The 12,136-nt window shown below is 57.8% G+C and carries 10 protein-coding genes; 4 read left to right on the top strand and 6 right to left on the bottom strand.

Annotation, left to right across the window (positions count from 1 at the left end; genetic code table 11):
* Window positions 1-81 precede the first annotated feature (81 nt).
* On the top strand, window positions 82-1,368 hold the full coding sequence (locus tag ACKUUJ_RS05095) for an MFS transporter (protein WP_409064865.1): 1,287 nt from the start codon (window positions 82-84) through the stop codon (window positions 1,366-1,368).
* A gap of 261 nt (window positions 1,369-1,629) precedes the next feature.
* Window positions 1,630-3,099 (top strand): ribosomal protection-like ABC-F family protein, encoded by a 1,470-nt coding sequence (gene abc-f / locus ACKUUJ_RS05090; RefSeq protein WP_409064864.1) that lies wholly within the window; start codon window positions 1,630-1,632, stop codon window positions 3,097-3,099.
* 205 nt (window positions 3,100-3,304) lie between these two features.
* On the opposite strand, the gene guaA is transcribed toward abc-f, so the two are convergent.
* On the bottom strand, window positions 3,305-4,903 hold the full coding sequence (gene guaA / locus ACKUUJ_RS05085) for a glutamine-hydrolyzing GMP synthase (protein WP_409064863.1): 1,599 nt from the start codon (window positions 4,901-4,903) through the stop codon (window positions 3,305-3,307).
* 267 nt (window positions 4,904-5,170) lie between these two features.
* Between guaA and ACKUUJ_RS05080 the strand changes: the two genes are divergently transcribed.
* On the top strand, window positions 5,171-6,184 hold the full coding sequence (locus ACKUUJ_RS05080; protein ID WP_409064862.1) for an asparaginase: 1,014 nt from the start codon (window positions 5,171-5,173) through the stop codon (window positions 6,182-6,184).
* A 317-nt stretch (window positions 6,185-6,501) separates the two neighbouring features.
* On the opposite strand, the gene ACKUUJ_RS05075 is transcribed toward ACKUUJ_RS05080, so the two are convergent.
* Window positions 6,502-6,720 carry a helix-turn-helix domain-containing protein gene (locus ACKUUJ_RS05075; RefSeq protein WP_117817125.1) on the bottom strand — a complete coding sequence of 73 codons (219 nt, stop codon included), beginning with the start codon at window positions 6,718-6,720 and terminating at the stop codon, window positions 6,502-6,504.
* Between the two features lie 76 nt (window positions 6,721-6,796).
* Here ACKUUJ_RS05075 and ACKUUJ_RS05070 point away from each other — a divergent pair, with 76 nt between their 5' ends.
* On the top strand, window positions 6,797-7,186 hold the full coding sequence (locus ACKUUJ_RS05070; RefSeq protein ID WP_409064861.1) for a hypothetical protein: 390 nt from the start codon (window positions 6,797-6,799) through the stop codon (window positions 7,184-7,186).
* Window positions 7,187-7,195: 9 nt separating this feature from the next.
* Here the strand turns inward: ACKUUJ_RS05070 and ACKUUJ_RS05065 are convergent, their stop codons facing one another.
* The 4 genes from ACKUUJ_RS05065 to ACKUUJ_RS05050 form a co-directional block, all read right to left on the bottom strand.
* Window positions 7,196-7,579 carry a DUF1648 domain-containing protein gene (locus ACKUUJ_RS05065; RefSeq protein ID WP_409064860.1) on the bottom strand — a complete coding sequence of 128 codons (384 nt, stop codon included), beginning with the start codon at window positions 7,577-7,579 and terminating at the stop codon, window positions 7,196-7,198.
* Between the two features lie 11 nt (window positions 7,580-7,590).
* Entirely contained in the window at window positions 7,591-8,667 is a 1,077-nt protein-coding gene (gene ychF / locus ACKUUJ_RS05060) for a redox-regulated ATPase YchF (RefSeq protein WP_409064859.1), read from the bottom strand.
* A gap of 127 nt (window positions 8,668-8,794) precedes the next feature.
* Window positions 8,795-10,138 carry a 6-phospho-alpha-glucosidase gene (locus tag ACKUUJ_RS05055; protein ID WP_195520637.1) on the bottom strand — a complete coding sequence of 448 codons (1,344 nt, stop codon included), beginning with the start codon at window positions 10,136-10,138 and terminating at the stop codon, window positions 8,795-8,797.
* A gap of 155 nt (window positions 10,139-10,293) precedes the next feature.
* Window positions 10,294-11,901, bottom strand: a complete 1,608-nt coding sequence (locus ACKUUJ_RS05050; RefSeq protein WP_409064872.1) for an alpha-glucoside-specific PTS transporter subunit IIBC — start codon at window positions 11,899-11,901, stop codon at window positions 10,294-10,296.
* Window positions 11,902-12,136: the final 235 nt, after the last annotated feature.

Genomic DNA, 12,136 nt, shown 5'->3' with positions numbered 1-12,136 from the left:
ACGTGGATGAGCGCCTAGAAAGCGGCGCTGTTGTGGCGTCGCGCTGTTTTTCTGCACGCCATTTCACGATTGGACATAACCATGATATTTGAAACCTCTCGGCGCAGGTCTGTTTCGCTGTGCCATTCATGGCAATTTAAGATTTGTTTCGTATGGGGCGGGGAGCTCGTGTCGACATTGACGAGCTCGATTCTCCAAATGGGTCTCATTTGGCATATCGCCCTCACGACAGAATCATCTTCCCTCCTCTCCCTGGCATCGTTAGCAGGCTTTCTGCCGATTGCTTTGTTCGGAGTCCTTGCGGGCGCCGTTGTCGACAGGCTGCCTTTGAAACGTGTTCTCATCGGCGCCGACCTCTTCGTTGCCGCGGTGGGCGCCGCCTTGGCGATTGCCTCGTTGGCCGGCAGCTTACCTGCGTGGTCAATACTCATCGCCCTGTTTCTCCGCGCAGCTGGCACTTCGTTCTACACGCCGGCCTCCCAATCCCTCACGCCCCATCTCGCCCCGCCAGAGCATCTCGTTCGCCTATCGGGGGTGACTCAGGCGATTCAGTCCGCCGGATACATTCTTGGCGCCGCGCTTGCAGCAGTGATTTATCCCGCGGCGGGCATTACCGCTATGATTGTCCTCGACGTGCTGGGAGCGCTTTTCGCTTCTTTAGCCGTCCTCGCCGCACAGATAGACGCAGGGGGCCTCGATGAAGCCGACCGCAGCTTGTCCTTTTCCAATAAGGTTCGAGAGCTCTTCTCTGAGATTTCGGACGGCTACAAGCTGATTAGGGAGTACAGGGGGCTGTTCGCCCTTCTTTGGTGCGGGTTCGTCTTCGCTTTCGCGTTCTCTCCGCTCGCGGCATTGTTCCCAATAATGACCTTGGGGCATTTTGGCGGTAGCACGGGGGATGCCGCTTTGGTGGAAATCCTTTTTTCTGCAGGCATGCTGGCTGGGTCCGGCATCTTGGCGGTTACGGGAGGGTTCCGCAATAGGTCGTTCACCATGGTCGCCGCGATTGCCGGCTTCGGCATTGCCGCAATCGTATCCGGATCGCTCGGCCCGTCATTGTTCGCTGCTTTCCTGCCGGTGAGCTTTCTTATGGGCGCATGCTCCCCGTTGTACGCGGGAACCCAGACTGCCCTTATGCAGGAGCAGATACCTCCTGAGTACCTAGGCCGCGTTTTCGGCCTCTACGGAACCATCATGGCGTGGGCCATGCCCATGGGCCTCGCAGCCCCCTCCGTTTTTGCGGATCTGCTTGGAGCTCCGTTATGGTTCGTCGGCTCTGGAGCGACCATGGTACTGCTTGCGATGGCTATGCTGCTTGCTCCGAGCGTCCGAAACGCGGGGAAAAGAGATACCGGGCAGATTCAATAGCCCAAGTATTCGAAAAAAAGAGGCAGCAGCCATCGGTTCAAGCGTCAGCCTTCAAGCCCTTGCGACGACGAGGTATTGCACCGACATCCCGCATCGCGCTCCTTATTCGTCGCCAACTATCATTTTCGGATTTGCCGGCTTGCGCAAGGTCAAAACGCTCGCGCCGGCAATTGGGCAAAGGCGAAAAATCGACGTGAGCAATCTTTTTTGGCATGGCTGCGCTTCCAGTAAAACGCAAATACACAAAAGGCGGTTCAACCTATGGAACTCATAGTCAAAGCTAAAGACATCTTTTTGGAATATGCCGGCCGCGATATCCTGGATATCGAAGAGTTGGAAATCTACTCCTACGATCGCATCGGCTTGGTGGGAGACAATGGCGCAGGCAAAACCAGCCTGCTTAAAATTCTGAGCGGCAATCTTACCATTGCGGACGCCGACGTCAGGCGTTTCGGCAGCATTGCCCTCATCGGCCAACTCGATGAACTCGACCTTGATGCGGCTCAGGGCAGTGGTGAGATGCTCTCCCGTCTCAACGTCGCCGGAGTGGCGCAGGAGACGATGAGCGGCGGAGAGGAGACACGCGCCAAGATTGCCTCTGCGCTCTCCCAGCATGCAAGCGCGATCTTTGCTGATGAGCCTACGAGCCACCTCGACCAAGACGGCATCAGCCTTCTCGTCGGACAACTCAAGGCATTTGATGGAGCCCTGCTCATTGTGAGCCATGACCGTTATTTTCTCGATCAGGTAGTGGACAAGATCTGGGAGCTCAAAGACGGCGGTATTTCCGAATTCTGGGGTGACTACTCCGACTATCTGCGACAGAAAGAAGAAGAGCGCAAAGTTCAGGCGGCTCGATACGAAGAGGCGATGCGCGAGCGCGAGCGCCTTGAAGCCGCCATCGAAAAACAACGGAAAAAAGCACGGCAGGTCGACGCCAAGCAGAAGGGCGCAAAGAAAAGCAACGAGAATGCAGGTCGATTGGGACATCAGAAAGCAACCGGCACCAAACAGAAGAGGATGTACCAGGCGGCTAAGAACATGGAGAAGCGCCTCGAAGCGCTCGAAGGGATTGAGGCCCCTGACGGCATTCGCACCGTGCGGTTCCGCCAGAGCAAGGCCCTGGAACTGCATAGTAAATTTCCCATCTCGGCAGACGATTTCAGCTTGAGCTTCGGCAACTGCATGCTCTATGACCACGCGAAATTCGAGATACCGCTCGGTGCCAAAGTGGCCATCACCGGTGGCAACGGTACAGGAAAGACCAGCCTGCTGAAGGCAATCGCTCGACGCGCCGACGGTATCAACATCTCTCCCAAGGCAGAGATCGGTTACTTCGAGCAAACAGGCTACAAGTTCGACGCCCGTCAGTCTGCGATCTCGTTCATGCAGGATGGTTGCGAGTACAGCATGACCGAAATCCGAAGCATCCTCGCCTCTATGGGAATCGGACCGCGTGACCTGGCAAAGGACGTTGGCGTTCTCTCGGGAGGCGAAGTCATCAAGCTACTGCTCGCGAAGATGCTGCTGGGCAGATACAACATCTTGCTCATGGACGAGCCTGGAAATTACCTGGACATCAAGAGCGCCGAAGCCCTCGAGCAGATGATGAGCGCCTATGCCGGAACGATAGTGTTCGTCTCCCACGATAAGAGGCTGGTCGAGAACGTCGCAGACATTATTTACGAAATAAAGGACACCAAGCTAGTCAAAATCTTTCAGCGCGAATAACCCTAAATGAGCAAGAAATAATCCCCGAACGGAGACAAGGGAGTAAAACGGCAAAGAAAGAGCCTCCGTCCCAACGCAGGGAACGGAGGCTCTTTAATCGCTTTTACTCATCTCCGTCGCTGGTGGCTTTGTCATGACTCTCGTACGAAACGAAACTCAGCGGCATAGTGCGGCACTCAAAATCGCAGGTCAGAACCCTGTCGTCCTACTCCCACTCGATGGTCGCGGGCGGCTTGGACGTGATGTCGTAGCACACGCGGTTGGCGCCGGGAACCTCGGCAACGATGCGGCCGGAGATGCGGGCCAGCACGTCGTAGGGCAGTTTGGCCCAGTCGGCGGTCATGGCATCGCTGGACTCGACGGCACGCAGGATGATCGGGCGCTGATAGGTGCGCTCGTCGCCCATGACGCCGACGGACTTGATGTCGGGCAGGACCGCGAAATACTGCCAGCAGCTGTGCTCGGAGTTGCGCTCGCCGGTCTGCTCAAACAGACGCTGATTGTAGGCATCCAGCTCCTCGCGCACGATGGCGTCAGCGTTCTTGAGAATCTCGAGCTTCTCCTTGTCGACCGCACCGATGATGCGGATGGCAAGACCCGGGCCCGGGAAAGGCTGGCGGAACACGATGTGACCCGGCAGGCCCAGCGCCAGACCAAGTGCACGGACCTCGTCCTTAAAGAAGTGGTCGAGCGGCTCGATGAGGTCGAAGTGCACGCCCTCGGGGAACGGGATCAGGTTGTGATGGCTCTTGATGGTGGCCGTCTTGCCGCCCGTCTTGCGAGCGCCGGACTCGATGATGTCGGGGTAGATGGTGCCCTGAGCCAGGTACTTGACCGGCTTGCCATCGGTCTCGAGCTGCCGAGCAACCGCGAAGAACTCTTTCCAGAACTGCATACCGATGATTCGGCGCTTCTCCTCGGGCTCGGTCACGCCGGCCAGAAGCTCGGCATAACGGTCCTCGGCGTGAACGTGGATAAAGTCGACGTCAAACTGCTTGGTGAAGACCTCCTCCACCTGCTCGGGCTCACCCTTGCGCAGCAGACCGTGGTTGATGAACACGCAGGTCATCTGCTTGCCCACGGCGCGAGCGCCCAGCGCAGCCACGACGGAGGAGTCGACGCCACCGGACAGGGCCAGAATCACGCGGTCGTCGCCGACCTTCTCGCGGAACTCGGCCGTCATGGTCTCGACCAGGTTGTCCATACTCCAGTTGGGCTCCAGGCCGCAGATCTCAAACAGGAAGTTGCTCAGCAGCTGCTGACCGTACTCGGAGTGCTTGACCTCGGGGTGGAACTGCGTGGTGAAGATCTTGCGCTCGGGACACTCCATGGCAGCAACCGGGCACACGTCGGTGCTGGCGGTAACGGTAAAGCCCTCGGGCACCTCGGAAACGGCGTCGCGGTGGCTCATCCACACGGTCTGCTCCATAGGCGTGGAGTTAAAGAGCTTGGCGCCGGCCGTGCGCGTGATGGTGGCGCGGCCGTACTCGCCCACCTCGGAGTGGCCGACCTTGCCGCCGAGCGTCACGGCCGTGATCTGATGGCCGTAGCAGAAGCCCAGGACGGGAAGGCCCAGGTCAAAGATGGCGGGATCGATAGACGGAGCGTCCTCGGCATACACGGAAGCCGGACCGCCGGAAAGGATGAGCGCAGAGGCGTTCATCTCGCGAATCTCGTCGGCCGAGATGTCGCAGGGGACGATCTCGGAATACACGTTGAGGTCGCGGACGCGACGGGCAATGAGCTGACCGTACTGCGCACCAAAGTCGAGTACGAGGACCTTTGCGGAAGCCTTTTGATCCATGGTTCCCCCTCTTGTTGGCGGGGAGCCGGTGCCCACCCGCATGAATGAACGAAAATAACTTCCATAGTGTACACGTTATATGGGGTTTCTCGTCCCTCGCAGCCATCAGCGCACGGCAAACGCACGACCTGGGCCCCTATTTGACGGCAATTGAAGTGTTACGCGACGTTACAGATGATGTAATACGTTTGAACATTGAACGCTCTGTGCCACAATACTGCCGAACGACTCCGCCTCTGCGGCGGCAAATACGATAGGAATAACAGCATGAAGCGCATCCTTCTCATCGCCACGGGCGGCACCATCGCATCGACCGAGGACGGTAACGGCCTCTCCCCCGCCCTGACCGGTGAGGAACTCGCCCAGAGCGTCCCCGAGATCTCGGGCCTCTGCGAGCTCGACGTCGTGCAGCCCATGAACATCGACAGCACCAATATGCGCCCGAGCGACTGGATGCGCATCCGCGATGTCATCGTCGAAGGCTATGCCGATCACGACGGCTTTGTGGTCCTGCACGGCACCGACACCATGAGCTACACCGCGGCAGCGCTTTCCTATCTGATTCAGGACAGTCCCAAGCCCATCGTACTCACCGGCTCGCAAAAGCCCATGGGTAACCCCTTTACCGATGCCAAGCTCAACCTGTACCAGAGCCTGCTCTATGCGCTCGACGAGCATTCACACGACGTCTCGATCGTGTTTGGCGGCGTAGCCATTGCCGGCACGCGCGCCCGCAAGCAGCGCACCATGAGCTTTAACGCATTCATTAGCGTCAACTATCCGCCCATTGCCTACATCCGCAACGACCGCATTGTGCGCAACGGGCTTCACGGCACGCATCAGGGCGAAAACCCGGTGCGTTTCTACGACAGCATCGATCCGCGCGTATTTGTACTCAAGCTTACGCCCGGCGTAAACCCGGGCATCCTCGACGCCCTTGCCGATAGCTACGATGCTGTAATCCTGGAGACCTTTGGCATTGGCGGTATTCCCGAGTTTGGCGAGTCCGGCGAGTCATTCCAGGAGGCGATTTTCCGCTGGGTCGATTCGGGCCGCACCGTCGTTATGACCACGCAGGTCCCCGAAGAGGGCCTTGACCTTGGTGTTTATGAGGTCGGCCGTGCCTACGCCGATCACCCGGGTATTTTGCGCGGCGACGATATGACCACCGAGACACTCGTGGCCAAAACCATGTGGGCGCTCGGCCAGTCACGCGATGCGTCAGAAATTCAGCGCCTGTTCTACAGTCAAGTCAACCACGACCGTATCCCGATGGCGTAGCTAAAACAAAATCCGCCTCTTTGGGCCTTGTAGGGCACGTGGTACCCCTCGGAACGTGCAAAAAGCGGAGTTTTCAGCATCCGCCCCTTCCGGGAACGTTAAAACCGCTGGCTGTAAATTGCCTTTCGACTCGAAAGACTCGTTCCGCGCGCTTGTTATTCCTCATATTATTGAATTTTGTGGATAGTCCAAAACATTACGCGTCGTATTTGTGGCCCCGGCTGCCGTCAAATTATTGAGGGATGCTGAATACTCGCGTTTTTGCACGCCGCCGTCGGGGGGACCCGTTCAACAAGCGGCAAATCTAGCAAAAAAGGCTACTCGATACCCTCAAGAAGCTCTGACACCGTCATACCGAGTGCGGGTGCGATCTTAAATAGAACCTTGAGCGTGAAATTTGCCGTCCCATCTTCGATTCGGTCGAGGTAGGGTCGGCTGATTCCTGTCGCCACACAAAAATCAACCTTGGAGATACCAAGGTCTCTGCGTGCCTCTTCGACCCGCCTACCAAGAATCTGTTTCGCACGTTCGTCCATGCAGCCGAGTTTGAAATGGAGCCGAACATAAACGTAAACTATAGTTTACGTTTTGCCGAATACACAGGAGTTTTCTATGTCGGGTTCTTCGGTCCGCATGTACCGAGCCACGCCTCGCACAAACAGCGCGCCGCCCAAGCTCGTCGTCGTTGAAGCAGAAGCCCTTTCGCCCGATGAGCGCACGGCATTTGCATTGCTATCAAGTCGCGTCGCCGCTGTTCTGGTCCCTTGCCCGGCGCAAGGTGAACTTGCCATCCAATGCCAAGCGCACAGCTGCTCGCTCAATCAGGCTACCGTAATCGCAACCAGCCAGCGCGGTCTGCCTCTTCTCTTGGAAGCCGGTATCGCGCTCGCCCTTCGCGGTGCCGGATACGAAAACGAGGCCGCCGCCGACATGGTCTTTAAACCACGATCAAGCGGCGGCCTCGCAGCAGCCATTGAATATGCGTGCAGGCTCGTTGCCTAAAAGGACAAGCTAGAAACCAAAGCCAAAGCCCGTTCCAGTAATCGCCGAATACATAAAGTAGACGTTGATCACATTGAGGAACACACCCGTGATGCAACCGTTGCGCAGGTAGCGCTCGCACGCAAGGCGTGCCATCACAGCGGAGTCCTCGTTGTTCTTTGCCTGACGTCCCGCCGTAAAGTACGTTGTCACGCTCAGCAGCAGGTTGAGCACCGGAAGCGCCAACAGCTCATAGCTCTTGCCCCAGCGCGTCACCTCGCCGGCGGCGTTAAACTTCGTTGCCACCTCGGGGCCAATGTTGGGGATTACAAACGCCGCTACCACCAGCGGAAGCACCGCAAGCACGAGCAGCGCAATACCCATGTAGCCAGCTTTTTTGCCATATTTAAACATATGCGTCGTCCTTACACGTTAAAGCGGAAGTGCACGACGTCGCCATCGGCCATGACATAGTCCTTGCCCTCAATACGCAGCTTGCCGGCAGCCTTGGCGCCCTGCTCGCCACCGAGCTCGATGTAGTCGTCGTAGCCAATGACCTCGGCCTTAATAAAGCCGCGCTCAAAGTCGGTGTGGATGACACCGGCGGCCTGCGGGGCGGTCGCGCCCTGACGCACCGTCCAGGCCTTGACCTCCATCTCGCCAGCCGTAAAGAACGACTGCAGGCCGAGCAGCTTGTAGGCAGCCTGAGCGAGCACGTCCAGACCGGGCTGCTCCAGGCCCAGGCTCTCCAGGTAGTCGGCGGCATCCTCGGGATCGAGCTCGGAAAGCTCGGCCTCGATCTTGGCGCAGATCGGCAGTGGCTTGACGCCATCAATGGGCGCCAGGTCCTCGTTGAGCATATCCTCGTCCACGTTGGCCACATACAGGATGGGCTTCATAGTGAGCAAGAACAGGCCCTTGGCGGCGGCACGCTCCTCGTCGGTCATCTCCATGGATGCGGCGCGCTTGCCCTCGTTGAGCCAGGCGAGTAGACGCTTGGCGACCTCGAACTTGGGCATGAGCTCCTTGTCGCGCTTGGCCTCCTTCTCGAGTTTGGGCAGCTGCTTCTCGAGCGTGCCCATGTCGGCCAGGATAAGCTCGGTCATGATGGTGTCGGCATCGCCGGAGGGATCGACGAACTCGCCCGTGCGGCCCACCTCACGCATGACGTTGGGGTCCTTAAAGTAGCGCACGACCTCGCAGATGGCATCGGTCTCGCGAATGTTTGCCAAGAACTGGTTGCCCAGGCCCTCGCCCTCGTTAGCGCCCTTCACCAGACCTGCGATGTCGACAAACTCGACCGTAGCCGGCACAATGCGGCCGGGGTTGACGATGTCGGCGAGCTTTTGCAGGCGGCTATCGGGCACATCGACGATACCCACGTTGGGGTCGATTGTGGCAAACGGGTAGTTGGCGGCAAGGCCAGTCTTTTTGGTAAGCGCGGTGAACAGCGTCGACTTGCCCACGTTGGGCAGGCCCACGATACCGATGGAAAGGGACACGACAGCTCCTTTTGGTACAGGTACTTCAAACTGCATAAGTATAGCGCCGCCGCAGCATCTGGGCGAACCCGGACGCCACGGCGGCGCAAATGAAGCAGAGATGAGTGAGAGTTCGAGACTGCAGTCCTTACTTAAGCTCGGGCCAGAAATCCTTGTTGGCCTCGATGAGCTCGTCCAGGATCTGCTTGGCAACGCTCGCCGAAGGAATGGTCTTGGAGAGCGTGAGTGCCTGCCAGAGCTTCTGGTAGCTGCCCTCGACCCAAGCCTGGACAACGAGCTTCTCGACGGAAACCTGCTGCTCCATCAGGCCCTTCTGGAACTGCGGAATCGGGCCCTGGCAGATCTTCTCAAAGCCGTTGGAGCCGACGATGCAAGGCACCTCGACCATGGCCGTCGGGTCGAAGTTGGGCACAGCACCATCGTTGGGGACAATCAGCAGGAAGCGCTCGAGCGTGTTCTCGGCCAGTGCGCAGGCAAGGTCGACGATGTAGTTGGCATGTACATCTGGCTCAAAGCCGCCGTCTTTAGCCGTACCCTTGGCGATGATGTCGCGGCAAGCGCCAAAGACCTTCTTCTCGCGGCCGTCCATAACCTCATTGGCGCGAGTGTAGTTGGGGTCAGACGTCTCGACGACATAGTCCGGGTACAGGTAATACTTGAGGTAGGTATTGGGAATCGTCTCGGGATCGACAGCATAGACATCCTTGGCCTTGCCGAAGGTGTGAATCCAGCTCTCCTCGACATGCTGCTCCTTACCGGCCTCGTGCTCGATGCCGTCCAGGTAGCCGTTCTTAGCCATGTGCTCCTTAATCTGCGGCATGAGGTCGTTGCCGTCCTTGTCGTAGATTTTGCTCCACCAACCAAAGTGGTTGAGGCCGTAGTAGCTATACTGCAGCTCGCGACGATCCTTGATGCCGCACATACGGCTCATCTTATCCATAAGGTCGATAGGCATGTCGCAGATGTTGATGATGCGGCTGTTGGGGCGCAGCACGCGGCAGGCCTCGGCGACGATGGCCGCGGGGTTGGAGTAGTTGAGCATCCAGGCGTTGGGGCTGTACTTCTCCATGTAGTCGAGGATCTCGATGACACCACCGATGGAGCGCATGCCGTAGGCGATACCGCCGGCACCGCAGGTCTCTTGGCCAACGCAGCCGTACTTGAGAGGAATCTTCTCGTCGAGCTCACGCATGGCGTACAGGCCGACGCGGATGTGAGCAAGCACGAAGTCGGTCCCGGTGAATGCGGTCTCGGGGTCGGTGGTGTAGCTAAACTCAACCTCGGGGGCGTTCTCGTGGAAATAGATCTCGCAGGCCTTTGCCACGATCTCCTGGCGCTCGGCGTTGTTGTCGTAGAAGGTCACCTTGTTGACCGGGAAGCGGTCACGCTCCTCAAGCAGCATCAGAGCGATGCCCGGGGTGAAGGTAGAGCCACCGCCGGCAATGGTCACGGCATAGTTTTTCTTGGACATGATGTCCTCCTCATTCTGGCCGCTTGCTCAATCCATCCCCGTACGCGGCCTGCACGGTTTGGAATTGTTACCTAGAAGTGGAGTTTTTTATCTCTAGAATCGGCCTTGCGGTGCATACCGGCTCTGCAAGGCCGATTGTTTCGATGGACGATGGTTTACAGAAGACTCTCGAACTTCAGAAGACTCTCGAACTTCTCGCGAACCTGCGGGACGCTAAGGCCGACGATGACCTGGATTGACTGACCTTGGACCACCAAGCCATGCGTACCGATCGCCTTGAAGGAAGCCTCGGGTGCAACGACGCTCTTGTCCTTGACGTTAACGCGCAGACGGGTAGCGCAGTTAGTTACATCGATGATGTTATCCGTGCCACCGAGCAGATCGAGGATGTTCTCGGCAAGCACCAAGCGCTCATCATCTTTACTCTGGGCGACCGATTTGCCAGCAGCAGCACCGCTCTGCTTTTGCTTGTAGTCGGCCTTGGACTTGAGCTCGACCTCAACATCGTCATCCTCGCGACCGGGGGTCTTAAAGTCGAACTTGACGATCAGGAAACGGAAGACCACAACCCAAAGAGCGGTAAAGCACAGACCGACAAGGATGGAGATGGCGTACTGCAGACCGTGTGCGGCCCAAAGGGGCAGCCAGTCCCACGAGAGCATCGAGATGATGCCGCCGTCGAAGATACCCACGACGCCAAGGAGGTTTTGAACCATGCAGCCAAGCGCTCCGAGCACGCAGTGGACGACGAACAGGCCGGGCGCGATGAACAGGAAGGTGAAGTCAAGCGGCTCGGTGATACCGCAAAGCATAGCGGTAAGGGTGACCGGGATCAGCAGAGCCTTGACGCGCTGCTTGCGCTCGGGTTTGGCGGTCATATAAAACGCAATGGCGACGCCAAGCGAGCCGAAGACCTTAGTCCAACCAGGGCAGGTATAGGCAGCCCAGGGTGCGGCATCCTTAAGAGCAATGCTCGGATCGGCAGCCAGTTGGGGCAGGATGTTGGCCCAAGCAGCAAAGATGCCGCCGTTGACCGCCGCGTTGTCGTAATAGAACGGCGTATAGATAAAGTGGTGCAGGCCTGTAGGGATCAGCACGCGCTCGAAGAAAGCAAAGACACCCACGCCAAACGTACCGGCGGAAAGGATGAATCCCTGGAAGGCGGAGATAGCAGCCTGAACATGCGGCCACACCAGGCAGGCGATAAGAGCGACCGGAACCATAACGAAGAAACCGATCATATAGATGAACACGGAGCCCGAGAACACGCCCAGCCACTCAGGAAGTTCGGTGTCGAAGAACTTGTTATGCAGCATCGTGGCGATACCAGAGATAATGAGCGCGCCCATGATGCCCATATCAAGCGTTTTGATGCTTGCGATAGTGGCAAGACCAGTACCGCTGCCCGCCTCGACAGAGTAGTCGACCCCAAAGACAGGGCCCCACTGCCCCAAGATTGTGCTAACAAAGTAGTTGAAGGTAAGGTAGATGGCCAAAGCCTCCATGCAGCAGCGAGCGTTCTGCTTGTTCGCGAGCGAGATCGGCAACGCTACGCAAAACAGCAACGGCATCTGGTTAAAGAGCGTCCAACCACCCTGGAGCAGCACATTCCAGCAATCAAACCAAAGATGGCCCGCAGTGGCCATCTCGCCAAAGATCGCCTCGGTGGTAAACAACGTACCCAGGCCGACGACGATTCCGGAAAATGCGAAAAGAATTGCAGGCGTGTACATTGCACCGCCGAAACGTTGTATCTTTTGCATCATGACGGGGAATCCCCCTCTCTTCATTCGGAGCGACTGCGGTTTTGGCTTCACTCGAGACCGCAGACGCGCCGTTTGCGTGTACCTCGTGCAATAGGACGGGTGGGCCCGCTTCCCTGACTTCTTGCGCTTCTATTTTTATCATATCACTTATCTAGATAAGTTAGCATAAATACAACGGTCGGTAAACGGTTGATTATTGGCCGTAAACGGTATATGTCCAGTATTTCGCCTG

The organism is Collinsella sp. wc0583 (genome assembly GCF_046116915.1).
GTDB lineage: Bacteria > Actinomycetota > Coriobacteriia > Coriobacteriales > Coriobacteriaceae > Collinsella.
The sequence above is the reverse complement of the archived record's forward strand: the minus strand, read 5'-3'. Positions and strand labels throughout refer to the sequence as shown.

Coding starts and splice junctions, on each gene's coding strand:
- ACKUUJ_RS05095 (WP_409064865.1), top strand. CDS start 82: ATGATATTTGAAACCTCTCGGCGCAGGTCTGTTTCGCTGTGCCATTCA.
- abc-f (WP_409064864.1), top strand. CDS start 1,630: ATGGAACTCATAGTCAAAGCTAAAGACATCTTTTTGGAATATGCCGGC.
- guaA (WP_409064863.1), bottom strand. CDS start 4,903: ATGGATCAAAAGGCTTCCGCAAAGGTCCTCGTACTCGACTTTGGTGCG.
- ACKUUJ_RS05080 (WP_409064862.1), top strand. CDS start 5,171: ATGAAGCGCATCCTTCTCATCGCCACGGGCGGCACCATCGCATCGACC.
- ACKUUJ_RS05075 (WP_117817125.1), bottom strand. CDS start 6,720: ATGGACGAACGTGCGAAACAGATTCTTGGTAGGCGGGTCGAAGAGGCA.
- ACKUUJ_RS05070 (WP_409064861.1), top strand. CDS start 6,797: ATGTCGGGTTCTTCGGTCCGCATGTACCGAGCCACGCCTCGCACAAAC.
- ACKUUJ_RS05065 (WP_409064860.1), bottom strand. CDS start 7,579: ATGTTTAAATATGGCAAAAAAGCTGGCTACATGGGTATTGCGCTGCTC.
- ACKUUJ_RS05055 (WP_195520637.1), bottom strand. CDS start 10,138: ATGTCCAAGAAAAACTATGCCGTGACCATTGCCGGCGGTGGCTCTACC.
- ACKUUJ_RS05050 (WP_409064872.1), bottom strand. CDS start 11,901: ATGCAAAAGATACAACGTTTCGGCGGTGCAATGTACACGCCTGCAATT.